Here is a 24,784-nt window from a genome sequence, read left to right as displayed (position 1 = left end):
CTAGGAGTGGGACGGGCAGACGGGGTCTGTGGATTTGCCGGGGAGGTAGGCGGCTCGCTCTTCTGGGGTCAGATCGCGGTTGACTACGGCGCAGATCTTCTTGAGCGCTTCGGCGGGTTCGGGAGAGCCGACGTTCAACAGCCGGACTGTCCCCTCGTCGCCTGCGGTGGCGAGGGTGCGGCCGTCGGGGCTGAACGCCAACGAGTACATAATGCCGACGGGGCCGGTGAGTGTGGTGAGGGCCTTGCCGGTGGCGGCGTCCCAGAGGCGGACCGTTCCGTCGCCGCCTGCGGTGGCAAGGGTGCCGTCGGGGCTGAAGACCACTGCCTCGACCGATGCGATGTGCTTGGTCAGAGAGGCGCGCGTTTCGAAGGTGGCTGTGTCCCAGAGGCGGACGGTGTAGTCGGCACTGCCGGTGGCGAGGGTGCGGCCGTCAGGGCTGAAGGCCACCGCAATCACCGCGCCGTCGTGTCCGGTGAGTTTGGTGCGGGTCCGGCCAGAGGCCACGTCCCAGACTCGTACGGTGGAGTCGTCGCTGCCGGTGGCGAGGGTGCGGCCGTTGGGACTGAATGCCACGGCGTACACCGTCTCGTTGTGTCCGGTGAGTGTGGTGCGGGTCTTACCGGTGGCGGTGTCCCAGAGGCGGACGGTTCCGTCATCGCCTGCGGTGGCGAGGATGTGGCCGTCGGGGCTGAAGGCCACCGACCACACCCTGTTGCGGTGTCCGGTGAGTGTGGTGCGGATCTCACCGGTGGCGGTGTCCCAAAGGCGGACGGTTCCGTCGTCGCTGCCGGTGGCGAGGGTGCGGCTGTCGGGGCTGAAGGCCACCCTGTTCACCTCGTCGTCATGTCCTCGGAGTGCGGTGCGGGGTTTGCCAGTTGCCCGGTCCCACAGGCGGGCGGTTTTGTCGGCGCTGGCGGTGGCGATGGTGCGACCGTCGGGGCTGAAGTCCACTGACCACACCGTGTTGTTGTGTCCCGTGAGTGTGGTGCGGTTGTGTCCGGTGTTCGCGTCCCACAGGCGTACCGCCTTGTCGCGGCCTGCGGTGGCAAGGGTACGGCTGTCCCGACTGAAGGCCACCGCAAGAACCGTGTTGGCGTGCCCGAGCAGGGTGGCCCGAGGCGCACCGGTGGCTGTGTCCCACAGCCGGACCAAGCGGTCGTTGGTAGTGGCGAAGGTCTTGCCGTCAGGGCTGAAGGCCAACAGGAGCGCTGAGGCGTACAGTGTGGTGCGGATCTTGCCCGTGACGGCGTCCCTCAGGTGAGTCTCGAAGCCGTCAGCGGTGGCGAGGGTGCGGCCGTCAGGGCTGAAGGCCACAGACGTCACCGGCTCCGTGTGTTCTTCGAGTGTGGTGCGGGGGTTGCCGGTGGCCGGGTCCCACAGGCGGATGGTCTTGTCGGCGCTGGCGGTGGCGAGGGTGCGGCCGTCGGGGCTGTAGGCGACCGACGTCACGTGGTCGGTGTGTCCTCTGAGTGTGGTGCGGGTTTCGCGGGTGGTCGGGTTCCAGAGGTGGACGGTTCCGTCGTCGCTGCCAGTGGCGAGAGTGTGGCCGTCGGGACTGTAGGCCATCGACCACACCGCGTTGCGGTGGCCGGGGAGTGTGGTGCGGAGTTTGCCGGTGGCGGCGTTCCAGAGGTGGACGGAGCCGTCGTCGCTGCCGGTGGCGACGGTGCGGCCGTCGGGACTGAAAGCCACCGCGTTCACCTCGTCGGTGTGTCCTCTGAGTGTGGTGCGGGTTTCGCGAGTGGCGGGGTTCCACAGGCGGATGGTCTTGTCGGCGCTGGCGGTGGCGAGGGTACGGCCGTCCGGGCTGAACGCCACTGCGCGCACTTCCTCAGTGTGCCCGGACAGCCTGCGATGCGCCGGCAGGGCCGCGGCGCTTCGCAGACTGTCGATTGCCTCGGACGTCTGACTGCTGCGGTACGCCTTGACGGCAAGGAGCGAGGCGAGTTCGGGGTTCGTGGCGATGAGTTCGTCGGATTGAGTGGCAAGGTGTCGAGACAGCGCCTCTTCCCGCTCGGCGATCGCCACACGCCATTCCCAGAAGGCAACCACTCCGGCGACGATCGCGAGCACCAGCAGGCCGGCGAGGACTGCAATCACGCGTCTGCTCCGCCGAACGGCGGCCCGCTGACGCTGCCTGCTGGCCGCGAGGAACGCCTCGATGTCAGCTGGCAGATGGCGTCGCCGTGACCACTCCAGCCCCTCCGCCAGCGCCGTCCCGCCCAGCAGGTCCCCCGGGTCCTTGTCCTCGGCCCAACGGTCGTGCCGCTCGCGCGTGCGCACGAGCCACTCCTGGAATCGATGGTCCTGGTCCACCCACTCTCGCAGCGCCCCCCAGTCCCGGATGAGCGCCTCGTGGATCAGCTCGGCCACCGGCTCGCCCGGCGGAGCACCGGGGTGTTGTGGGGCCCGAAGTGTCTGCGTGGTGATGATGCGGCGGCGGGTGAGTGTGGCGAGAACGTCGTCGACGGCCGCCTTCTCGCCGGTGTCGCTTGGGTCGGCCGCCAGATCGCGCAGTTCCTGGAGGGGAACTTGGGTGCGGACGGCCGTGATGTTGTGACTCGGGTCGGCCGGGTGCACCAGGGAGGTCAGCGTCCGCCTGGCGATGAGCCGTTGCTCCTCGGACAGCTCCTCCAGGGCGCTCTCGCACCACGTGGTGACGCTTCCGCTGACCTCCCCGATGCGCCGGTACGCCTCGTGCGTGAGGAAGCCCTCCTGCCGCCGGAGCCACAGCTGGCTGAGCGTCATCTCCAGCAGGGGCAGCACGGTGACCGGCGCCTGCCGGGTGATGGCTGACTCAGGGGTGATCTCCAGGACGTCGCCGATGATCCGCTCGGGCAACCCCGGCTGGAAGCGGAGCCCCACGTCCTGGGCGGGCAGGACGATGATGTCGTGCAGGTCCTGCTGGCTCAGGGTTCCCGGCACGTTGAGGAGGCCCGGCATGGCCGCTTCCAACAACTTCGGAGCCAGGGCCGCCAGCTGTGGATAGAAGTCGTCCCGCATGATCAGAACCACGGTGATCTTGGTGTACGCGTCGGCCGCCGTCGTGACCTCGTCGATGACGTTCAGGAGGTCACGCAGCCGGCCGTTGGTGCTCTGCACCAGGAGTTCCTCGAACTGGTCGATGACGAGCAGGACGCGCTGATAACCAGGCTCGGCCGCGAGCCTCTGGTTGACCGCCGCCACGATCCCCTCGCTGCTCGCCCCCGGCAGCCCCGCCCGCTCGATTTCCCCGAGCATGTCCTGCCTCGGCCGAGTGAGGACAGGGAGCCATCGGTCACTGCCGGGCAGCTCCCCCGCCGCCAGCGCCCGCAGCACCCCCGCCTGGATCAACGACGACTTGCCCGAACCGGACGGCCCCAGCAGCAGCGTCAGTCGGCGCTGCTGGGCCAGGTTGGTCAAGACCTGCCGTACCGCCTCCTGCCGCCCCTGGAACCACCGGGCGTGTTCCGCCGTGAACGGCTCCAGCCCCCGGTACGGACACACCTCCCGCTCGGCCAGCTCCGGCAGGATGTCCCGCAGCACCTGCGTCGGGGTGACGTACGCGATGCCCTGCCCCCGCTCGTACGCGTCGGGTGCCGTGATCTCGGTGAGCACGCCGAGGACCAGTCCCGTCACCTCGTCGAGGACGGGCCCGCCACTGAAGCCGGTGGTGAGGTCGTTGGCGGCGGTCAGCTGCAGATGCGTGCACCTGCCGTCCGCGCCCGGCAGCAGAGCGCCGGTCACACCGAAGCCGAAGTGCCCCTCCGGCGGGGCCTGGGCGGGGAAGCCGAAGGAGCGGACCTGGTGGCCGCGGCAGCCTTCCGCGGAGCCCAACGGCAGGACACTCGTGCCTGCCGGCGTACCGCTCAGCCGGACGAACGCCACGTCCTCGTCCTCGACGGCACGCCACAGCTCCGTCGGGACCCACCCCTCCACTCGCTCCGCGCTCTCGACATGGGGGAAGGTCAGAAGGACCCGCTCGCCCGGACCGCTCCCGGCCGCTTCGACGACGTGCGCACAGGTGACCAGGACCCCTTCGGCCACCAGGAAGCCCGTGCCGGCGACCGCTCCGTCCGGCCCGAGAACCTGGGCCACGGCGGCGAGGAGATCCGATGTGATGCCGTCGCCCGGCCTTCTGTCCGCGCCGGTCATCGCAGGGCAGCCGTTCTCTCGTCCGCGTGCTGCTGACCCGAGCCGTCGCTCTTCCACGACACGGTCACGTTCAGGTGGCAACCAGCCTGGCTCCTGGTGATCACGGCTCCGGCCTCGAACGCCAGGTCCACTCCGAACTCGACCGTGATCTCGTCGGGGCGCGCCTTGCGCAACTGGTCCAGTGCGGCCTGCGCCGCCTGCGCGACCGGCTCCAGAGCCCTTTGCAGCGTCACCGGTACGTCGTGGACGGCATCACCGATGCGTCCGGCCTTCACCGGCCCGTCCCCCAGGCTCACCGTTTGCTCGACCAGGACGCTGCCCCCGCCCTCCAGCGGAATCCGAGTCAGAGGTGCCACAACGCCTCCTCCGCAGCTCGCGCACGCTCTCCAGGGACTCCGTCAGCATTCCTGGACAACGGCATATGCCGCATCCTGGAGTGAGCCGTACGCATGAGAACGCGAGTAGCCCTGGCGGTTGCACCGGTACCGCTCGTCGTGCCGCACGACATCCCCTGCCGTCGCCCACTCGCCACCGCGGGGCACCTCGGTGAAGCGGGTCGTCCCGAAGGAGCCGCACTCGGCCGCACCGTTGGTAGCGTCACCATGTGCCGTTCCGATCGGTGCGATGTGCCCTTCACTGAGAGAGACCGTGATGTCCCCGACGATTCGCAGGGCCGTGATCCCCGCCGCCGGACTCGGCTCCCGTCTACTGCCCCTGACGAAGGCGATTCCGAAGGAGATGCTCCCGGTCGGCGACAAGCCGGTCATCGAGCACACCGTCCGCGAGCTGGTGGAATCAGGCATCACGGACATCACCATCGTCGTCTCCGGCGGCAAGAGCCTCATCCAGGACCACTTCCGCCCCAACCCCGCCCTCGTCGAACAACTCCGCGAAGACGGCAGGACGGCCTACGCGGACGCGGTGGAGGAGATCGCGGAGCTGGCCCGCCGGGGCCACATCACCTACCTCGACCAGTACGGCCCGTACGGCAACGGCACCCCGGTGCTGAACGCCGCCCGGACCTTCGGCGACGAGCCGGTGCTGGTGCTGTGGCCCGACGACGTCTTCGTGGCCGAGATCCCCCGCGCCCAGCAGCTGATCCGCGCGTACGAGCAGACCGGCTGCCCGGTGCTGGCCCTCATGCCGATGGATCCGGCCGACTCCCAGCGTTATGGCGTGCCCATCGTCAAGGAAGACCTCGGCGGCGGCCAACTGCGGATCACCGGGCTGGTCGAAAAGCCCGAGCCCGCTGCCGCCCCGTCGTCGTACGCGGCCATCGGGGGCTACGTCATCACTCCGGGCATCATCGACGAACTGCGCGAGCAGACCCGCCGCTGGTACGAGCACCGGACCGGCGAGATCTACTTGACCGACGCCATCAACGCCTACGCCTCCACGCGCGCGGTGTACGGGCAGGTCATCAAGGGCCGCTGGTACGACACCGGCAACCCGGCCGACTACCTGGTCGCCCAGATGGCGTTCGCCCTCGCCCACCCGGAGTACGGCCCCCTCCTGCGCGGCCTGGTCGCCGGGCTCGATGCCGACCACGCCGCCACCCTTCAGGCCGAGAACGACACCTGACCTGCCGACAGATGGGATATGCACGTGCCTGGGGTTCCCAGGCCTGCTGCATCGCTCAAGGACCTGACCGGACCACCCCTTGGCGACGACTCACTACGTGCCCTGGTACGTCAGGCCGTGGCCGATCGGGTACAGGACCCGGGTCGGGTCGTCCGCCCGCTGGACCGGTACGGGCAGGGTTCCGTGCGGCCGCACTGTGCCCGCGATCACCCGGGCGGCGGCGCGCAGTTCGACGTCGGTCCAGGAGTAGGTCGCCAAGCAGGCCTTGACGGTGGGGAGTTGGGCGACGTCGTACGGGTTGCGGATGGCCGCCGCCACCAGCGGGCGGCCCGTCGTCAGCAGTTGCTCCACGAGTGTCCGCTGCGGGCTGGTGGCGGTGACGTCGTACGTCGCCACCACCACCGCGTCGGCCTCGCCCGCCGCCGTCACGGCACGGGCGATCGTCGCGGTGGACGGGGTCGTGCCCGTGGACAGGGCGGTCGCCGTGAAGCCCAGCCCGGTGAGGGCGGTGGCGAGGACGGTGGTGGGCGGGCCGGTGGTGCCCGAGGGGGATGCGGGGTCGGCGCCCACGACGAGGATCCTGGCGTGTGTGCGCGGGGAGAGGGGCAGCAGTGGGCCATCGTTGACCAGCAGGGTCGTCGTCCGCTCGGCGATCCGGTCGGCCGTGGCGAGGTGGGCGCGCGTGCCGACGGTCCGTCCGACGGCGTCCCGGTCGGCGTACGGGTCGGTGAGCAGACCGAGCCCGGCCTTCAGCCGCAGGATCCGCAGGACCGACTGGTCGAGCCGCCGCTCCGTGAGCTCCCCGCCTTGGACGGCCTTGCGGACGGCGTTCCACGCGACGTCCAGCTTCGGCGGGTTGAGGAGCTGGTCGGCACCCGCCCTGAGCGCGAGCACCGGCACCCGGTCGTCCCCGTACTTCGTGCGGACGCCGGCCATGTCGAGGGCGTCGGTGACCACGACCCCGTCGTAGCCGAGGCGTTGGCGCAGCAGGCCGGTGAGGACGGGGTGGGAGAGGGTGGCCGGGTCGCCGATGGGGGTCCCCCCGCTCGAGCGAAGCCGAGAGTGGGGGACGTCGAGGGACGGGACCAGGATGTGCGCGGTCATGATCGAGTCGGCGCCGGCCGCGATCGCCGCCCGGAACGGCACCGCGTCCAGCTCCTCCCACACCTCACGGGTGTGGGTGATGACGGGGAAGCCGTAGTGGCTGTCGACGGTGGTGTCGCCGTGCCCGGGGAAGTGCTTGGCGGTCGCCGCGACCCCGGCCGACCGGTAGCCGTGGATCTCCTCCGCGACCAGGGCGGCCACCGCCTGCGGGTCGGCTCCGAAGGAGCGGACGCCGATGACCGGGTTGGCCGGGTTGACGTTGACGTCGGCGACGGGGGAGTAGTCCTGCCGGATGCCCATCGCCCGCAGTTCCAGGCCCGAGATCCGGCCGAGGGTGCGGGCGTCGGCCGGCGAGCTCCCGGCGCCGATCGCCATGGCGCCCGGGAAGAGGGTGGCGGGTCTGCCGACGCGGGCGACGATGCCGTGTTCCTGGTCGGTGGAGATCAGCACGGGCACACCGCGCGGCTGCTGGAGGGCGGCCCGCTGGATGCCGTTGGAGAGGTCGGCGATCTGGCGCGGGTCGCGGGTGTTGTGCGCCCACGTGAAGTAGATGATCCCCCCGACCCGGTAACGGGCGATCAGCTCGGCGGCCGTCCGCACGCCCAGCTCCGCGAGGTTGGCGTCGACGTCGGCCTGGTCGGGGGCGGTCGCCGAGTGACCGTACACCCGGCTGACGAAGACCTGACCGACCTTCTCCTCCAGGCTCATACGGGAGATCAGGGCACGCAGGCGGCGGTCGGTCGCGCGGGCGTGGGCGGTACCGGTCGGGGCGAGGGCGGTGGTGAGGCCGGCGGTGGCGGCGAGGACGGTACGTCTGGAGGGCATGTGCGCTCCTTCGGTCAGGGGGATGCGCACGGTACCTCCATGGGGGCCGCCATCGGCGCATTGGAGGGGGGCGCGCCGATGACGGCATGCTGCCGGCCGCGGTACGGCGGAGAGGGTGGTCAGCGATCGCAGCCAGCAGCGAGGGCCGACACCGCACCGAGGAGACTCATCCGACAGCTTGGAGGTTGGACGAGCGGTGGGCGGGCCGGGTTCCCGTCGTACGGGTATCGCCGGAAGTTGATGCGGGGGTGGAGGGGAGGGGGCGGCGGGGCTGATGGGGCGTGAGGCGGGCGGGGGTCTCCCGCCTGCTCGCCCTTCGTTCACCGCCGGGGTGGCCGCTTTCGGCCACGGACGGCCGGCGGCCTTCTTGGCCCACGGACGGCCGGCGGTCTACTTGGGCCACGGACGGCCGGCGGCCTTCTTCGGCTGCGCCTCGGGAGGCAGGTCGTCCGATCGGTGGACAGAGCGTCCATCACGTGGACGCGGCCACGCCCGGGACGCCCCGCACGAGATCATGAGGGGCATGGCCCTCGTCGACATCCCCGGTTCCAAGTCCATCACCGCCCGCGCCCTGTTCCTGGCGGCGGCCGCCGACGGTGTCACCACCCTCCAGCGGCCCCTGCGTTCCGACGACACCGAGGGTTTCGCCGAGGGGCTGACCCGGCTCGGCTACCGCGTAGGGCGCACCCCGGACGCCTGGCAGGTCGACGGCCGCCCGCAGGGTCCCGCGGTCCGGGAGGCCGACGTCTACTGCCGCGACGGCGCCACCACCGCCCGCTTCCTGCCGACCCTCGCCGCCGCCGGCCACGGCACCTACCGCTTCGACGCCTCCCCCCAGATGCGCCGCCGCCCCCTGCTGCCCCTCACCCGCGCCCTGCGCGACCTGGGCGTCGACCTGCGGCACGAGGACGCGGAGGGCCACCACCCGCTGACCGTCACGGCGGCCGGTGTCGAGGGCGGGGACGTCGTGCTGGACGCCGGCCAGTCCTCCCAGTACCTGACCGCCCTGCTCCTGCTCGGCCCGCTGACCCGCACCGGCCTGCGCATCACCGTCACCGACCTGGTCTCGGCGCCGTACGTCGAGATCACGATCGCGATGATGCGGGCGTTCGGGGTGGAGGTCGCCCGGGAGGGCGACGTCTTCGTCGTCCCGCCGGGGGGCTACCGCGCGACGACGTACGCGATCGAGCCGGACGCCTCGACGGCGAGCTACTTCTTCGCGGCGGCCGCGGTGACGCCGGGCGGCGAGGTCACCGTGCCCGGACTCGGCGCGGGCGCGCTCCAGGGCGACCTGGGCTTCGTGGACGTACTGCGGCGCATGGGCGCGCAGGTGACGGTCGGGGCGGACCGTACGACGGTGAAGGGCACCGGCGAGTTGCGCGGCGTCACCGTCACCATGCGGGACATCTCCGACACCATGCCGACCCTCGCCGCGATCGCCCCCTTCGCCTCCGGCCCCGTGCGCATCGAGGACGTGGCGAACACGCGCGTGAAGGAGTGCGACCGGCTGGAGGCCTGCGCGGAGAACCTCCGGCGGCTGGGTGTGGAGGTGGCGACGGGCCACGACTGGATCGAGGTCCACCCGGGCCCGGTCGCACAGCACGGCACGGAGATCAAGTCCTACGGCGACCACCGCGTCGTCATGTCCTTCGCGGTGACCGGCCTGCGTGCCCCCGGAATCTCGTTCGACGACCCGGGGTGCGTCCGGAAGACTTTCCCCGGTTTCCACGAGGCGTTCGGGCGGCTGCGGAAGGACATCGTCGGGTGAGTTTCACACTGGAGGGGCCGGTTCTCGATGGCGCGCTGGTGCGCCTGGAGCCGCTGGAGCACCGGCACGCGGCCGAACTGGCGGTGGCGGCGGAGGAGCAGCGGGGGACGTACACGTACACCTGGGTGCCGAGGGCCGACGAGGTCGGCGACTATGTCGACGCGCAGCTCGCCCGCGCCGCCACGGGCTGGGTCGCGCCCTACGCGCAGGTGTCCCTCGCCACCGGCCGGGCGGTCGGCGCCACGGCCTACCTGGATCCGCGGTGCTGGTGGGGCGAGGACCGGCTGGACGCCGTCGAGGTCGGCTTCACCTGGCTCGCGAGCTCCGCCCAGGGCACGGGCGTGAACGCCGAGGCCAAGTTCCTCCTCTTCCGGCACGCGTTCGAGGAGTGGGGGGTGTCCCGGGTGGATCTGAAGACCGATGCCCGCAACAGCCGTTCCCGCGCGGCCATCGAGAGCGTCGGCGCCCGCTTCGAGGGCGTCCTGCGCAACTGGTCCCGCTCCTGGGCCCCGGGCGAGGACGGCCGGCTCCGCGACTCCGCGATCTTCTCGATCACGGCCGACGAGTGGCCGGAGCGCCGGGTGCGGCTGGCGGAGCGGGTGGCGCGGTTCCGGGCGCGTACGGCGTGACCGCGGTTGTCCGCCTCAGCCGAGCAGCACGCTCAGCGTGCCCGCCGCGATCAGCAGCACGGCCAGGGAGGTCCAGCCGACGCCGAGGCTGACGGGGGACTTCTTCTCCGTCCACCGTTCCGCCTGACCCGGGTACTGCGCGTCGTAGATCAGCTCGATCGGCTCCCCCACGCGCGGGAAGGAGTCGGGGTCGGCGTCCACGTTCCAGCGTGCGGAGTGGCCGTCCGCGGTGATGCCGGTGCAGACCAGCCTTCTCGGATGCGCGCTGTTCCCCTCGTAGACGTGGTCGACGCAGGTGGCGACCACGCGCACGCCGTTGCGCCTCATGCTCCGCTCGACGTACCAGATGCGCAGCCCGAACGGCAGGAGGAGCACTCCGACGCCTATCAGTCCCGTCATGCCGCCCCCGTCGTCGGTTCCCTCACTCGGCGCCGGCAGCCCCCGCCCCGGCCGCCATCAACCTACCTGCCGCCAAGGGGTGGTGCCCGGCGCCCCGGTGTCGTTGCCGGCGCTGCGGCCTGGCGCCGGCGCCGGTCTCACGGCCCGGCCGCAGCCGTGGTCGGCGGGGCCCGTCCGGCTCCGTTGCCGGGGACGCCGAGAGGGTGCCGGGCTTTGCCGTCGACGGTGGCGCGTCCGCCTCCGGTGCCGTTCCCTCGCTCGCCGAAGGCTCCTCCGTCCCGCCCCCGCGCCGTAGTTCCGGCGTGGTCGCGCCCACCCCCGCCACCGCGAGCAGACACAGCAGGCCGCCCGTGACCAGCGCTGTCGCTCCCGAGGTCCAGCCGGCCACCACGCCGGCGCGGAGGTTGCCGAGGTGGGGGCCCGCCTGGCCGACGATCGTCTCGGCGGCCGTGACCCGGCCGAGCAGGGCGTCCGGGGTACGGGTCTGGACGATCGTCGTCCGGGAGAGGACGGCCACCGCGTCCGCTGCGCCGGCCAGGATCAGCATGCCGAGGCCCGTCCAGGCGTCGGTCGTCACGCCGAACAGGGCGAGGGCCACGCCCCAGGTCGCGGACGCGCACAGCATCACCGGGCCCGGACGGGCCAGCCGGGTGACCGGGCCGGAGAACGCGGTCGCCGCGACACCCCCCACCGCCAGCGCCGACAGGAACAGGCCCAGCGTGTGCGGATCACCGCCGAAGCGTTCCGCGTTGACCAGCGGGAACAGGCTGGCCGGCATCGCGAGCACGGTGGCGGCCAGATCCGTCAGCAGCGCGCCGCGCACCACCCGGTGCCCGGTCAGGAAGCGCAGGCCGTCCAGGACGCCGTGCAGACCGGGGCGGGACTTCTCGCCCTCGGGCGGCAGGGCGGGCAGACCGAAGGCGCCGTAGAAGGACACACCGAAGCTGAGGGCGTCCAGCAGATAGCAGACGCCGATGCCCCACCACCCGAGCACCACACCGGCGACGGCCGGCCCGAGCAGCATCATCGCCTGGCCGGTGACCTGGTTCAGGGCGAGCCCCGCGGCGACCTGGTCCTTGGGCAGCAGTCGCGGCACGAACACCCCCGCCGCCGGCGCCCCGACCGCCCCGAACGCCGACTGCACCGCGACCAGCCCCAGCACGACGGCCACCGGCACATGCCCGGTGAAGCCCTGCACGGCCAGCAGCAGGGAGCACACCGCCTGGCCGACGGTGCCCAGGAGGTAGACGCGGCGCCGGTCGACCCGGTCGACCCAGGCCCCGGCGAACAGACCGAAGCCGACCATCGGCAGCGCCTGCGCCAGGCCGACCGCGCCGCTCCAGACCGCGCTGTGGGTCATGTCCCAGACCTGGTACATGACGGTGACCATGGTCATGAAGCTGCCGAGCACGGACACGGTGCGGCCGATCAGCAGCCGCCGGAAGAGGGGGGAGGTTCGGAGGGGGCGAACGTCGAGGAAGGTCCGGCCGAGACTCATGACGCCGACGGAGCGGCGGGCGGCGCGACAGGCGCTGAGGGCTGATTCACGGCGCGGAGGCTAGCCCGCACCCCCGCGGACCCGCCAGCCAATTACGGGCCAGGGCGATCCCGGCAGGGCGATCCCGGCAGGGCGATCCCGACGGGGAGATTCCGGCGGGGATATCCCCGCAGGGGGTCCCGGCGGGGATATCCCGGGCGGGCCATCCTCGCAGGGGGCCCGGCAAGGCGGGCCCGGCGGGGCGATCCCTGCGGGGAGATTCCGGCAGGGGCGCCCTCGCAGAGGGTCCCGGCAGGGCGATCCCGGCAGGGGCATCCCCACGGGGAAGATCCCGGCAGGGGCCTCCCCGCAGAGGGTCCCTGCGGGGCGATCCCGGCGGGGCGATCCCGGGAGGGCCATGCCCGCAGGGTGGTCCCGGCAGGGCGATCCCCCCGGGGGCGACCCCGGACAGGCCTAACCAGGGGCCGGACCCTCAGGCGGACTCGTTGAGCAACCGCCCCAGATGCTCCCGCCCCGCCTGCAACAACCCGTCCAACGGCTCGGCGTTCTCGTACCACCGCTTCTCGTACTCCCAGCACAGCCAGCCGTCCCACCCGTGCCGGGAGAGGACCTCCACGCACTCGGCGAGCGGCAGCACTCCCGCGCCCAGTGCCAGCGGGGTGGTGTCCTCGGCCGAGGCGATGTCCTTCACCTGCACGTATCCGAGGTACGGCGAGAGTGCCGCGTACGTCTCCTGCGGCTGCTCGCCGCCCAGCCAGGTGTGCATCACGTCCCACAGCGCGCCCACCTGCCGGTGCCCGACGAGGCCGAGGACGCGGGTCGCGGCGGCGCCGGTGCGATGGGAGTCGTGGGTCTCCAGCAGGACGCGGACACCGAGGTCGGCGGCGTACTCGGCGGCGGTCCCGAGCCGCCGGGCGGCGACGGCGTCCGCCTCGGCGGGGGACTGGGTGTCGGACCCGCCCGGGAAGACGCGGACGAAGGGCGCGCCGAGGTCACGGGCGAGGCCGATGAGTCCGCGCACCTCCTCGATCACGGGCTCGTCCGCACCCGGCGCGGCCACGCGCGCGTACCCCGCGAGTCCCAGGATCTCGACCCCGGCCGCCTTGAACTCGGCGGCCGCGGCGGCGCGTTGGGCGGGCTCCAGGCCGGGATGCACCGGCTCCTCCGGGTGGGCGCGCAACTCGACGCCGTGGTAGCCGTGGGCGGAGGCGAGCCGCAGCACGTCGGCGAGCGGCAGACCGGGAACACCGAGGGTGGAGAAGGCGAGCTTCATGGTCCCACTGTGGCCCGCGGGTGCGGTGCGGGTCCAGCCGGGGGGCGTCAGCGGACGACGTCGAAGACGTTCTTCTGCAGACCGTTGGCGTAGACCTCGTGCTCGACGAGCTCCAGCTTCTGGGTGTCCTTGTCGGTGGCGCTGAAGAGGCGCTTTCCCGCGCCGAGCAGGAGCGGGAAGACGAGCAGGTGGTAACGGTCGATCAGGCCGGCGTCCGAGAGGGCGTGGTTCAGGGTGGCGCTGCCATGGACGATGATCGGGCCGTCCTCGGTCTCCTGCAACGCGGCGACGTCGTCGAGCGAGCGCGGGATCGTCGTCTCGCGCCAGTTCGACACCAGGCGGTCCTCGGTCGGAGCCGGGGACCGGAGAAGTCCCGGGGACCGGAGAAGTCCCGGGGACCGGAGAAGTCCCGGGGACCGGAGAAGTCCCGGGGACCGGAGAAGTCCCGGGGTCCCCGAGCCGCCCCGCCCCCGCCCCCGCCCCGGCCCCTCACCCCCGAGGCACCCCGGAGGACCCCCGCACCATCAACTCCCCCCGCACCGTGGCGATCCCGCCGGGCGGCGGCTCCTCCCGGCCCATCGCGATCCGGCCCGCCCGGGCCCCCGCCTCCGCCAGCGGCAGCCGTACCGTCGTCAGGGCGGGCACCGCGTCGATGCTGAAGGGGAGGTCGTCGAAACCGGCGACCGAGACGTCCTCGGGGATGCGCAGCCCGGACTCGCGCAGTGCCGCGCACGCTCCCAGCGCCACCGAGTCGTTCGCGGCGACGACGGCCGTCAGGGACGGGTCGCGGCGCAGCAGCTCCAGCGTCGCCTCGTAGCCCGCCCGCCGGTCGTAGCGGCCGTGGACGGTCCAACGGGGGTCCTCCTCGATGCCGGCCGCCGCCAGCGCGGCGCGGTGGCCCTCCAGCCGGTGGCGGGTCGTCGTCCGCTCCTCGGGGCCCGCGATGTACCCGAGGCGCCGGTGGCCGAGCCCGATGAGGTGCTCGGTGAGCTCCCGTCCTCCGCCCCGGTTGTCGAAGGTCAGGGCGATCGCCCCGGTCTCCGGCGCGGGCGGGCGCCCGCACAGGACGACCCGCGTCCCCGCCTCCCCCAGCTTCCGCAGCTTCGCCGCCACCGCCGCCGCGTGCGGCTCGTCCTCCACGGCCCCGCCGGTCAGCACCACGGCCGCGGCCCGCTGCCGCTGCAGCAGCGTCAGGTAGGTCAGCTCACGCTCGGGCGTGCCCCCGGTGTTGCACACCACCGCCAGCCGTTCCCCGCCGGCTCTGCCGCCCGGTCCCCCGATCTCCGACTGGATCGCGCTCGCCATGATCCCGAAGAACGGGTCGGCGATGTCGTTGACCAGGATGCCGACCAGGTCGGAGGTGGCCGCCGCCAGCGCGCTCGCGGGTCCGTTCAGTACGTAGTCCAGCTCGTCCACAGCGCGCAGCACCCGCTCCCGGGTGGTTGCGGCCACGGGATAGTTCCCGTTCAGTACGCGCGACACCGTCGCGGGGGAGACCTGCGCGCGGGCCGCCACGTCCGCCAGGGTCACCGTCATCTCGTCGTCCTCCGGTCGCGCATCTCGTCGTACGTCGTCGTACGCCCTCGTAGACAGGGCACGCCGCGGGCATGGTTCCGGGCGTGCCGAGCAGACCTTACGGCCAAGGACCCCGTTTGTTCGCCCCCTCGAACAACTCGGGATGGACACGGTCTTGTCCAGACCGCTGGTCAGAGGCTAGCTTCTCATTGGATAGAAAGCGCTTGCTGTAACGCTGATCAGGAAAAGGCGTACGCGGCGCGCACAACCGCGTACGAGACGCGTCGGAACGCTGCGTACGACCTACGAAAGGGACCCACGTGACACGCAAGACGGTGCGTATCGCCATGAACGGCGTGACCGGGCGCATGGGCTACCGCCAGCACCTGGTCCGCTCCATCCTGGCCATCCGCGAACAGGGCGGCCTCGACCTCGGCGACGGCACCGTGCTGTGGCCGGAGCCGATCCTGGTCGGCCGCCGCGAGCACGTGCTGAAGGCGCTCGCCGAGCAGCACGGCCTGGAGCACGTCTCGACGGACGTGGACGCGGTCCTCGCCGACCCGACCGTCGAGATCTACTTCGACGCTCAGGTGACCTCCGCCCGTGAGGAGGCGATCAAGAAGGCGATCGCGGCCGGCAAGCACATCTACACGGAGAAGCCGACGGCCACCGGCCTCGAAGGCGCCCTGGAGCTCGCCCGGCTCGCCAACGAGGCCGGCATCAAGCACGGCGTCGTCCAGGACAAGCTCTTCCTCCCCGGCCTGCTCAAGCTGAAGCGCCTCATCGACGGCGGCTTCTTCGGCCGGATCCTCTCCGTCCGCGGCGAGTTCGGCTACTGGGTCTTCGAGGGCGACTGGCAGGCCGCCCAGCGCCCGTCCTGGAACTACCGCGCCGAGGACGGCGGCGGCATCGTCGTCGACATGTTCCCGCACTGGGAGTACGTCCTGCACGAGCTGTTCGGCCGGGTGAAGTCCGTCCAGGCCATCGCCACCACCCACATCCCGCAGCGCTGGGACGAGAACGGCAAGCCCTACGACGCCACCGCCGACGACGCCGCCTACGGCATCTTCGAGCTCGACGGCGGCGCCATCGCCCAGATCAACTCCTCGTGGGCCGTGCGCGTCAACCGCGACGAGCTGGTGGAGTTCCAGGTGGACGGCACGGAGGGCTCGGCGGTGGCCGGGCTCAGGAACTGCCGGGTCCAGCACAGGTCGGCCACCCCCAAGCCCGTGTGGAACCCGGACATCCCCGCCACCGAGGTCTTCCGCGACCAGTGGCAGGAAGTGCCCGACAACGCCGACTTCGACAACGGCTTCAAGGCCCAGTGGGAGCTGTTCCTCAAGCACGTCTACACCGGCGCCGACTACCACTGGGACCTGCTCGCCGGCGCCCGCGGCGTCCAGCTCGCCGAGCTGGGCCTGAAGTCGTCCGCCGAGGGCCGCCGTCTCGACGTACCGGAGATCCAGCTGTGACCATCCAACTGCCCGACGGCAAGGGCGGCCTGCGGACCTACGAGCCCCGCACGGAGCCCCTCGCCGTCACCACCGGCGCCCCCTTCACCTCCCGTACGGTCTTCTCGGCGGCCCACGTCGTGGCCGACCCGTTCGCCGACACCACCCCCGACTCGCCCGCCGCCGTCGACTGGGACGCGACCCTCGCCTTCCGCCGCCACCTGTGGTCCCACGGACTCGGCGTGGCCGAGGCCATGGACACCGCCCAGCGGGGCATGGGCCTGGACTGGGCGGGCGCGGCCGAGCTGATCCGCCGCAGCGCCGCCGAGGCCAAGGCGGTCGGTGGTCTCATCGCCTGCGGCGTCGGCACCGACCAGCTCACCGGCCCGGCGACCCTCGCCGAGGTCCGCGCGGCCTACGAGGAGCAGCTCGCCCTCGTCGAGGCCTCCGGCGCCCAGGCCATCCTGATGGCCTCCCGCGCGCTGGCGGCGGCCGCCCAGGGCCCCGAGGACTACCTGGAGGTCTACGGCCACCTGCTGCGCCAGTCCTCCGAGCCGGTGATCCTGCACTGGCTGGGCCCGATGTTCGACCCGGCGCTCGAGGGCTACTGGGGCTCGTCCGACCTGGACGCGGCGACGGACACCTTCCTGGAGGTCATCGCCGCGCACCCGGACAAGGTCGACGGCATCAAGGTGTCGCTGCTGGAGGCCCAGCGCGAGATCGACATCCGCCGCAGGCTTCCGCAGGGTGTGCGCTGCTACACGGGCGACGACTTCAACTACCCCGAGCTGATCGCGGGCGACGAGAAGGGCTTCAGCCACGCCCTGCTCGGCATCTTCGACCCGTTGGGCCCGCTGGCGGCGGAGGCCGTACGGGTCCTGGACACGGGCGACGTGGCCGGCTTCCGGGAGCTCCTGGACCCGACCGTCGACCTCTCCCGCCACCTCTTCCAGGCCCCCACCCGCTTCTACAAGACGGGCGTGGTCTTCCTGGCCTGGCTGGCGGGCCACCAGTCCCACTTCACCATGGTCGGCGGCCTCCAGTCGGCCCGCTCCCTCCCGCACTTCGCCCGCGCCTACGAACTCGCCGACGGCCTGGGCCTGTTCCCGGACCCGAAGCTGGCGGAGGAGCGGATGAAGAACCTGCTCGCCCTGTACGGAGTGGCCCAGTGACCGGTCTCGAGCGTTTCAGCATCAACCAGATGACGGTCAAGCAGCTGTCGATGCCGGAACTGGTCGACGCGTGCCTGGAGTTGGGCGTGCCGGGCGTCGGCCTCTGGCGTGAGCCGGTCCAGACGTACGGCCTGGAGGCGACGGCGAAGCTGGTCCGCGACGCGGGCCTGGCGGTGACGACGCTCTGCCGCGGTGGCTTCTTCACGGCGATCGACCCGCAGGAGCGGGCCACGGCCCTGGCCGACAACCGCCGCGCCGTCGAGGAGGCGGCGACGCTGGGCACGGAGGTGCTCGTGCTGGTCTCCGGCGGCCTGCCCGCCGGTTCGAAGGACCTGCGGGGCGCGCGGGAGCGCATCGCGGACGCGCTGGCCGAGCTGGGCCCGTACGCGGAGGAGCACGGGGTGAAGCTGGCCATCGAGCCGCTCCACCCGATGTACGCCTCCGACCGCTGCGTGGTCTCCACCCTCGCCCAGGCCTTGGACCTCGCGGAACGCTTCCCCGCACACCAGGTGGGCGTCACGGTGGACACGTACCACATCTGGTGGGACGACACGGCCCCCGAGCAGATCGCCCGGGCGGGCGCGGGCGGCCGTATCCACACCTTCCAGCTCGCCGACTGGACCACCCCCCTGCCGGAGGGCGTCCTCACCGGCCGGGGCCAGATCGGCGACGGCGCGATCGACATGCGCGAGTGGCAGGGCTACGTCGAGGCGGCCGGCTACACGGGCCCGATCGAGGTCGAGCTGTTCAACGACGGGCTGTGGGCGCGGGACGGGCGCGAGGTGCTGGCGGAGACGGCGGCGCGGTTCGTGGAGCACGTACGGCACTGACGAAGGGGCGGCCGGCCGTCCAGGGGCTCTGGGCGGCCGGCACTCCTCGACGCACCTCCGTTGTGCGCGGCCGCTCGGGTGTTCCGGGTCGCTCGGGCCTGACGGATCACTCCGGATGGACCACTGCCTCCTTCTGCAGTTGCACCGCGGCCAGCAGGCTCAGCTTCGGCTCGGCCCGGCGCAGTGCCCTCACCGCCGCGACCGAGGCGATGTCCCCCGTGAAGCCGACGGCGGCCAGCCGCGAGCGGACCCAGCGGGCGCGCAGCTCGGTCTCGGTGGCGGCGGCGGTGGACTCGACGAGTGCGGCGGCGCGTTCCAGGCCGGGGCGTTCCCCGGGCGAGGCCTCGGCCAGCGCCTCACGCAGGGCCGCGGCGACCACGTCCGCGTCCCGGACGAGCAGCACGAAGTTGTGCTTCTTGTTCAGCCCCGTGATTCCTGTCATGGGGAGCACCGTGACCGCCATGATCCCTGCCCGGCAAGCGACTTGAGGAGTCTCAGAGGCTCCGCGAAGAAAAACTCGATGAGCGTGCAACCCTGCCCGGCCCCCGCCGGTCGTACAGGGCGTCAGGACTTCTGGAGGGGGATCTGGGGGGATCGCGGGGGTTCTGATGGTTGGAGGGGGCAAGCCGAGGGGCCCGGTCGACGGACCGGGCCCCTCGAAGCGTCTGCGCGCGTCCGCGCGCGGGTCAGCGGCGTGCGGGCGCCGGTGAGCGGCTCAGAAGAAGACCCCGCACCGCAGCAGCACATTGGCGTACGGCCGTGCCTCACCCGTCCGTACGACCAGCCGCGCCCCGGCCGACAACTCCTTCAGCTTCTCGTGCGAGACGTAGACGAGTTCGGTGAAGTGGCCGGCCAGCAGCCCGGCCGCCGCCGGATTGGCCTCCCGCACCTCGGAGGCAGCCGTGGCTCCCTCCACCACCAGCTCCTCCAGCAGCCCCTCCACCACCTCCGCGAACGACGGCACCCCCGCCCGGAAGGCGAGGTCGACCACGCGCGGCCCGTCCGGTATCGGCATGCCGGCGTCACACACCAGCACCCCGTCCCCGTGCCCCAGCTCGGCGAGCGCACCGGAGAGATGACGGTTCAGGATTCCCGCCTTCTTCACAGAGCTCCGACCTCCTCCGCCGTGGGGAACGACTCCTGCGCGCCCCGCCGCGTCACCGAGACCGCCCCCACCCGTGCCGCGTACGCCGCCGCCTCCGCGAGCGACGCGCCCGCGCCCAGTTTCCACGCCAGCGCCGCCGTGAAGGAGTCACCCGCGCCCGTCGTGTCCACGGCGTCCACCTCGACGGACGCGACCCGCTCGACACCGTCCTCGGTGGACGCCACCAGCGCACCCTCCGCGCCGAGCGTTACCACCACCGACCGCGGCCCCTTCGCGAGCAGGAGCCGTGCCCAGTCCTCCGGCTCGTCGCTCGAACACGCCTCGCCCAGGATCACCTTGGCCTCGTGTTCGTTGACGATCAGCGGGTCGCAGGCCGCGAGCAGCACGGCGGGCAGCGGACGCGGTGGGGAGGGGTTCAGCACGAAGCGGCTGTCCGGCGCCAGGCTCGCCGCCGCCGCCACGACCGTCTCCAGCGGGATCTCCAGCTGCGCCGACACCACCCGGGAGGACTGGAACAGGCCCTCCGCGGCCCGTACGTCCGCCGGTGTCAGCCGGCCGTTCGCGCCCGGTGAGACGACGATGCTGTTGTCGCCGGACGGGTCCACCGTGATCAGCGCGACCCCGGTCGGCGCCCCGCCCACCAGCACGCCCACCGTGTCGACGCCGGCCGCCCGCTGCGAGTCGAGCAGCAGCCGGCCGTACGCGTCGTCGCCGACCCGGGCCAGCAGGGCCGTACGGGCGCCGAGGCGGGCCGCCGCGACGGCCTGGTTCGCGCCCTTGCCGCCCGGGTGGACGGCCAGGTCGGAACCGAGGACCGTCTCGCCGGCCCCCGGCCGTCGTTCGACGCCGATCACCAGGTCGGCGTTGGCCGACCCTACGACCAGTAGGTCGTAGTCGTACATGAAAGAACTCCCCTGCTACGTGACGTGGGGCGGACGGCCGCACGGACCCTGAGATCCCGAAGGACCCTCGTGTCCCGAACGGCTGTCCGCCCGCCCGCCGATGTCAGCCGCTGAAGCCGGCCACGTTCTCCTTCGTGACCACCTTCACCGGCACCTTCACCGTCTGCTCGACCTTCTTGCCCTGCAGCGCCTTCAGCGCGTTGTCCACGGCGATTCTGCCCAGCTGGGACGGCTGCTGCGCGACGGACGCGTACAGCGTGCCGTCCTTCACCGCGTTCAGGCCGTCCGGCGTGCCGTCGAAGCCGACGACCTGGACGGACCTGCCCGCCTTGGAACCGAGCGCCTTGATCGCGCCGAGCGCCATCTCGTCGTTCGCGGCGACGACGCCCTGGACGTCCGGGTGCGCCTGGAGCAGGTTCGACATCACGTCGAGGCCCTTGGTGCGGTCGAAGTCGGCCGGCTGCTGGGCCAGCACCTGGATGCCCGGGTAGGCCTTCAGCCCCTTGGCGAAGCCCTCGGCGCGCTCCCGGGCGGCGGAGGTGCCCGCCTGGCCCTGCAGGATCACGATCTTGCCGGTGCCGCCGAGCTTCTCGGCGATCGTCTTCGCGGCGAGCTCGCCGCCGGCGACGTTGTCGGAGGCCACGAGCGTGTCCGTCGGCGCCTTGTTGACGCCGCGGTCGACCGCGACGACCGGGATCTTCGCCTTGTCGGCGGCGCGCACGGCCGGACCGGCCGCGTCGGAGTCCACCGGGTTGACGATGATCGAGTCGTAGCCGGAGCTGGTGAAGTTCTGCAGCTGGTTGGCCTGCTGCGAGGCGTCGTTCTGGGCGTCCGTGACGGTCAGGTCGACGCCGAGCCGCTTGGCCTCGGCCTTCGCACCCGACTGGATCTGCACGAAGAAGGGGTTGTTGAGCGTCGACAGCGCCAGACCGATCTTCGGGTTCGCCGCCGAGGACGAGCCGCTGTGCAGGAAGGAGGTCGCGCCGACGATCGCCACGGTGACGACGGCCGCGAGACCGTACGTCGCCGCCTGCCTGCCCTTGCCGCCGCCCGTGCCCGCCGCCGCCGGCGTCGCCCCGGCCTTGCGGCGCACGGTGTCCAGCAGGACGGCCAGCGCGATGACGACACCGATGACGACCTGCTGCCAGAACGCGGAGACGGAGAGCAGGTTGAGGCCGTTGCGCAGCACCGCCAGGATCAGCGCGCCGATCAGGGTGCCGGAGGCCTTGCCCGTACCACCTGCGAGGGACGCGCCGCCGATGACGACCGCGGCGATCGCGTCCAGCTCGTAGCCGTCGGCGGCCTGCGGCTGCGCGGAGGACAGCCGGGCGGCGAGCACGATGCCCGCGGCGGCGGCGAACACCCCGGACAGGGCGTAGATGGCGAGCTTCTGCTTCTTCACGCGCAGACCGGACAGGCGCGCGGCCTCCTCGTTGCCGCCGATGGCGTACATCGAGCGGCCGATGTACGTCCGGCCCAGCACGAACGCGGCGATCAGACCCATGACGACCATGACCAGCACGGGGACGGGCAGCCAGCCGCCCAGCGTGTCACCCAGGTGCGAGACGGAGTCGGGGAAGGCGATCGGGGAGCCCTCGGAGATCACCAGCGACAGACCGCGGCCCACCGACAGCATCGCGAGCGTGGCGATGAACGGAGGCAGCTTGCCGTACGCGATGAGGAAACCGTTCACCAGACCGCACACGATGCCGGTGACGATCGCGAGGAGGACCGCGAGCACGACCGGGACGCCCTGCTGGGTGGCGCTCCAGGCCAGGACGGTGGCCGACAGGGCCGCCACCGAGCCGACCGACAGGTCGATGCCCGCCGAGACGATCACGAAGGTCACGCCGAAGGCGAGGATGGCCGTCACGGCGGCCTGCACGCCCACGTTGAGCAGGTTGTCGGTGGTCAGGAAGTCGCCCGACAGCGCCGACATGGCGATGACGAGGACGATGAGCGCGGTGAGCGCCCCGTTGTCGAGCAGCAGACGGCGTACCGCCGCGGCGCCACCGGCGCCCGTTGTGCTCCTGAGCGTGTCAGCGGCCACGGCCGGCCTCCACTTCGGAAGTAGTAGGGGTACTGGGGGTGCCAGGAGCGCTGACGGCGAGTGCCATCACGGCGTCCTGGGTGGCCTCGTCGGCCGGGAGTTCGCCGGCGATCCGGCCCTGGGCCATCACCAGCACCCGGTCGCTCATGCCGAGCACCTCGGGCAGATCGCTGGAGATCATCAGGACGGCGGCACCGGCGGCCGTCAGCTCGTTGACGAGCTGGTAGATCTCGACCTTGGCGCCGACGTCGATCCCGCGCGTCGGCTCGTCGAGGATCAGCACCTTGGTGTCGGCGAGCAGCCACTTGCCGATGACGACCTTCTGCTGGTTGCCGCCGGAGAGCGTGCGCACGTGCTGGCCGAGGCCCGCCATCCGCACACCGAGCTGCTGCGCGATCCGGTCGGCGGCCTCGTGCTGGCCCTTGAGGTCGACGAGCCCCGCCCGGGTCGCCGACCGCATGGTCACCAGCCCGAGGTTCTCCTCGACGGAGGCGTCCAGGACGAGTCCCTGACCCTTGCGGTCCTCCGGTACGAGCCCGACCCCGGCCGCCATGGCCGCGTTCACGTCGTACCGGGGCAGTCGCGCGCCCCCGACCCGCACCGCTCCCCGGTCGTACGGGTCCGCCCCGAACACGGCCCGTACGACCTCGGTACGACCGGCCCCGACCAGCCCCGCGATGCCGACGACCTCACCGGCGTGCACCTCGAAGCTGACGTCGTGGAAGACACCGTCGCGCGTGAGGCCCTCCACGGACAGCAGGGCGGCGCCCGTGTCGGCGCGCTCACGCGGGTACTGCTGCTCGATGGAACGGCCCACCATGAGCCGTACGAGCTCGTCCTCGGGCGTGGTGGCGGGCACCTGGCCGACGCTCCTGCCGTCGCGGATGACCGTGACCCGGTCGCCCAGGGCGGCGATCTCCTCCAGGTGATGCGTGATGAAGACGATGCCCACGCCGTCCTCGCGCAGCCTGCGCACGATCGCGAAGAGCTTCTCGACCTCCTCGGAGGTGAGCACGGCCGTCGGCTCGTCCATGATCAGCACGCGCGCGTTCAGGCTCAGCGCCTTCGCGATCTCGACCATCTGCAGGCGCGCGATGCCGAGTTCGCGCACGCGCGCGCGGGGAGAGACGTTGACGCCGACCCGCTCCAGCAGGACGGCGGCCTCGGCCTCCATCCGCTTGCGGTCGATCATCCCGAAGCGGCGCGGCTGCCGCCCCAGGAAGATGTTCTCGGCGACCGTCAGATCCGGTACGAGGTTGAACTCCTGGTAGATGGTGGCGATCCCGAGGCGCTCGGAGTCCTGCGCACCATGGATGCGCACCTCCTCGCCGCCGGCCAGGATCCGCCCGGCGTCGGGGCGGTAGGCGCCGGAGAGCATCTTGATGAGGGTGCTCTTGCCCGCGCCGTTCTCACCGAGCAGTACGTGCACCTCGCCCCGGCGCAGGTCGAAGTCGACGCCGTCGAGCGCGACCACCCCGGGGAAGGTCTTCCGTATGCCTTCGATGCGCAGCAACTCGTCCGCGTTGCTCACGACTGGCTCCTGTTCCTTGCAGGGTTCTCGCCGCACGAGCGGCGTACGACGAGACGGGCGGCGAGGGTGACGGACTGCGGGGGCCGTCCCTCGATGCGGTCGACGAGCGCGCGCACGGCGGCGCGTCCCAGCTCGCCCGTCGGCTGGGCGATCGCCGTGATCGGCGGATCGGTGTGCACGAACCAGCGGATGTCGTCGAACGCGGCGAGCGCGATGTCGTCGGGAACGCGCAGTCCACGCGCGCGTACGGCGTCCAGCGCGCCCAGCGCCATCAGGTTGTCGGCCGCGAAGACGACCTCGGGCGGCTCGGGCAGGTCGAGGAAGCCGTCGGTGACCCGCCGCCCGCTCTCGGCCTGGAAGTCGCCCTGCCCGGTGTAGGCGTCGGGCAGGGGAAGGCCGTGTTCGGCCAATGCCGCCCGGAAGGCCTCGACGCGCTCGCTGCCCGTGGTGGTGGCGGCGGGCCCGGCGATGATGGCGAGCCTGCGGTGCCCCAGCCCGTGCAGATGAGCGACCAGGTCCCGGATGGCCGCCCGTCCGTCCGCCCGGACCACCGGCACGTCCACGCCCGGGATCCACCGGTCGACGAACACCATCGGCGTCCCCGCGCGCACGGCGTCCAGCATCAGCGGCGAGCCGCCGTCGGTGGGGGAGACGAGCAGGCCGTCGATCCGGCGGTCGAGCAGGGTCCGTACGTGGTGGTCCTGGAGGTCGGGCCGCTCGTCGGCGTTGCCGATGATGACGCTGTAGCCGAGCGCGCGGGCCTCCTCCTCGACGGAGCGGGCCAGTTCGGTGAAGTAGGGGTTCATCACGTCGCTGATGACCAGCCCGAGGGTGTGGGTCTGGTCGGTGCGCAGCGACCGGGCGACGGCGTTCGGGCGGTAGCCCAGCGTCTCGACGGCGGCCAGTACGCGCGTGCGTGCGTCCTCGCTGACCGACGGATGGTCGTTCAGGACGCGCGAGACCGTGGCGACGGAGACCCCCGCCTCGGCAGCGACGTCCTTGATGCTCGCCATC

The 24,784-nt window shown here is 72.0% G+C and carries 18 protein-coding genes and 2 pseudogenes; 6 read left to right on the top strand and 14 right to left on the bottom strand.

Features of this window, described 5'->3' with window-relative positions; translation table 11 throughout:
* Together ACPT94_RS01600 and ACPT94_RS01595 are read right to left on the bottom strand one after the other, a co-directional pair.
* Complete coding sequence (locus ACPT94_RS01600; RefSeq protein WP_425244887.1) at positions 1–4,080, bottom strand: nSTAND1 domain-containing NTPase; 4,080 nt, start codon at positions 4,078–4,080, stop codon at positions 1–3.
* 53 nt (positions 4,081–4,133) lie between these two features.
* Positions 4,134–4,493 carry a CU044_2847 family protein gene (locus tag ACPT94_RS01595; RefSeq protein WP_360336793.1) on the bottom strand — a complete coding sequence of 120 codons (360 nt, stop codon included), beginning with the start codon at positions 4,491–4,493 and terminating at the stop codon, positions 4,134–4,136.
* 295 nt (positions 4,494–4,788) lie between these two features.
* Here ACPT94_RS01595 and ACPT94_RS01590 point away from each other — a divergent pair, with 295 nt between their 5' ends.
* On the top strand, positions 4,789–5,718 hold the full coding sequence (locus ACPT94_RS01590; protein ID WP_360336791.1) for a UTP--glucose-1-phosphate uridylyltransferase: 930 nt from the start codon (positions 4,789–4,791) through the stop codon (positions 5,716–5,718).
* Between the two features lie 93 nt (positions 5,719–5,811).
* Here ACPT94_RS01590 and ACPT94_RS01585 read toward each other — a convergent pair whose 3' ends face one another.
* The gene (locus tag ACPT94_RS01585; RefSeq protein WP_360336789.1) at positions 5,812–7,647 is read right to left on the bottom strand and encodes a glycoside hydrolase family 3 protein; all 1,836 of its coding nucleotides are present in this window, start codon (positions 7,645–7,647) and stop codon (positions 5,812–5,814) included.
* Between the two features lie 523 nt (positions 7,648–8,170).
* On the opposite strand from ACPT94_RS01585, the gene aroA reads away from it, so the two are divergent.
* Both aroA and ACPT94_RS01575 read left to right on the top strand, forming a co-directional pair.
* Positions 8,171–9,415 carry a 3-phosphoshikimate 1-carboxyvinyltransferase gene (gene aroA / locus ACPT94_RS01580; protein ID WP_360336787.1) on the top strand — a complete coding sequence of 415 codons (1,245 nt, stop codon included), beginning with the start codon at positions 8,171–8,173 and terminating at the stop codon, positions 9,413–9,415.
* Positions 9,412–10,044 carry a GNAT family N-acetyltransferase gene (locus tag ACPT94_RS01575; protein WP_425244886.1) on the top strand — a complete coding sequence of 211 codons (633 nt, stop codon included), beginning with the start codon at positions 9,412–9,414 and terminating at the stop codon, positions 10,042–10,044. The genes aroA and ACPT94_RS01575 overlap by 4 nt, the downstream gene beginning before the upstream one ends.
* A gap of 15 nt (positions 10,045–10,059) precedes the next feature.
* On the opposite strand, the gene ACPT94_RS01570 is transcribed toward ACPT94_RS01575, so the two are convergent.
* From ACPT94_RS01570 to ACPT94_RS01550, 5 genes and pseudogenes are all read right to left on the bottom strand, one after another.
* Positions 10,060–10,443, bottom strand: a complete 384-nt coding sequence (locus tag ACPT94_RS01570) for a hypothetical protein (RefSeq protein WP_425244885.1) — start codon at positions 10,441–10,443, stop codon at positions 10,060–10,062.
* Between the two features lie 283 nt (positions 10,444–10,726).
* Positions 10,727–11,941 (bottom strand): annotated as a pseudogene (locus ACPT94_RS01565) (MFS transporter); the annotation flags it as partial.
* A 472-nt stretch (positions 11,942–12,413) separates the two neighbouring features.
* The gene (locus tag ACPT94_RS01560) at positions 12,414–13,214 is read right to left on the bottom strand and encodes a sugar phosphate isomerase/epimerase family protein (RefSeq protein ID WP_360336779.1); all 801 of its coding nucleotides are present in this window, start codon (positions 13,212–13,214) and stop codon (positions 12,414–12,416) included.
* Between the two features lie 47 nt (positions 13,215–13,261).
* Positions 13,262–13,561, bottom strand: a pseudogene (locus ACPT94_RS01555) (dihydrofolate reductase family protein); the annotation flags it as partial.
* 142 nt (positions 13,562–13,703) lie between these two features.
* On the bottom strand, positions 13,704–14,750 hold the full coding sequence (locus tag ACPT94_RS01550; protein WP_360336777.1) for a LacI family DNA-binding transcriptional regulator: 1,047 nt from the start codon (positions 14,748–14,750) through the stop codon (positions 13,704–13,706).
* 299 nt (positions 14,751–15,049) lie between these two features.
* Here ACPT94_RS01550 and ACPT94_RS01545 point away from each other — a divergent pair, with 299 nt between their 5' ends.
* Genes ACPT94_RS01545 through ACPT94_RS01535 form a run of 3 tightly spaced genes read left to right on the top strand, consistent with a single transcriptional unit; the run spans position 15,050 to position 18,182 of the window.
* A complete protein-coding gene (locus ACPT94_RS01545; RefSeq protein ID WP_360336775.1) occupies positions 15,050–16,201 on the top strand; it encodes a Gfo/Idh/MocA family protein in 1,152 nt (383 codons plus the stop codon).
* Positions 16,198–17,352, top strand: coding sequence for a dihydrodipicolinate synthase family protein (locus tag ACPT94_RS01540; RefSeq protein ID WP_425244884.1), 1,155 nt, complete (start codon positions 16,198–16,200; stop codon positions 17,350–17,352). The genes ACPT94_RS01545 and ACPT94_RS01540 overlap by 4 nt, the downstream gene beginning before the upstream one ends.
* Before the next feature lie 29 nt (positions 17,353–17,381).
* Positions 17,382–18,182 carry a sugar phosphate isomerase/epimerase family protein gene (locus tag ACPT94_RS01535; RefSeq protein WP_360336991.1) on the top strand — a complete coding sequence of 267 codons (801 nt, stop codon included), beginning with the start codon at positions 17,382–17,384 and terminating at the stop codon, positions 18,180–18,182.
* A 106-nt stretch (positions 18,183–18,288) separates the two neighbouring features.
* On the opposite strand, the gene ACPT94_RS01530 is transcribed toward ACPT94_RS01535, so the two are convergent.
* From ACPT94_RS01530 to ACPT94_RS01505, 6 genes are all read right to left on the bottom strand, one after another.
* Positions 18,289–18,624: a hypothetical protein gene (locus ACPT94_RS01530; protein ID WP_360336771.1), complete on the bottom strand. Its 336-nt coding sequence runs from the start codon at positions 18,622–18,624 to the stop codon at positions 18,289–18,291.
* Between the two features lie 273 nt (positions 18,625–18,897).
* Positions 18,898–19,287, bottom strand: a complete 390-nt coding sequence (gene rbsD, locus ACPT94_RS01525) for a D-ribose pyranase (protein ID WP_360336769.1) — start codon at positions 19,285–19,287, stop codon at positions 18,898–18,900.
* On the bottom strand, positions 19,284–20,189 hold the full coding sequence (locus ACPT94_RS01520) for a ribokinase (protein WP_425244883.1): 906 nt from the start codon (positions 20,187–20,189) through the stop codon (positions 19,284–19,286). The genes rbsD and ACPT94_RS01520 overlap by 4 nt, the downstream gene beginning before the upstream one ends.
* A gap of 103 nt (positions 20,190–20,292) precedes the next feature.
* The gene (locus ACPT94_RS01515; protein ID WP_360336765.1) at positions 20,293–22,239 is read right to left on the bottom strand and encodes an ABC transporter permease/substrate-binding protein; all 1,947 of its coding nucleotides are present in this window, start codon (positions 22,237–22,239) and stop codon (positions 20,293–20,295) included.
* Positions 22,229–23,770 (bottom strand): sugar ABC transporter ATP-binding protein, encoded by a 1,542-nt coding sequence (locus ACPT94_RS01510; protein ID WP_360336763.1) that lies wholly within the window; start codon positions 23,768–23,770, stop codon positions 22,229–22,231. The genes ACPT94_RS01515 and ACPT94_RS01510 overlap by 11 nt, the downstream gene beginning before the upstream one ends.
* Positions 23,767–24,783: a LacI family DNA-binding transcriptional regulator gene (locus ACPT94_RS01505; protein WP_360336761.1), complete on the bottom strand. Its 1,017-nt coding sequence runs from the start codon at positions 24,781–24,783 to the stop codon at positions 23,767–23,769. The genes ACPT94_RS01510 and ACPT94_RS01505 overlap by 4 nt, the downstream gene beginning before the upstream one ends.
* Position 24,784 lies beyond the last annotated feature (1 nt).

Origin of the sequence: Streptomyces aurantiaciflavus (assembly GCF_049808595.1) — a bacterium.
GTDB lineage: Bacteria > Actinomycetota > Actinomycetes > Streptomycetales > Streptomycetaceae > Streptomyces.
Note: the sequence above shows the minus strand (reverse complement) of the source record. Positions and strands in the feature narration are given on the sequence as shown.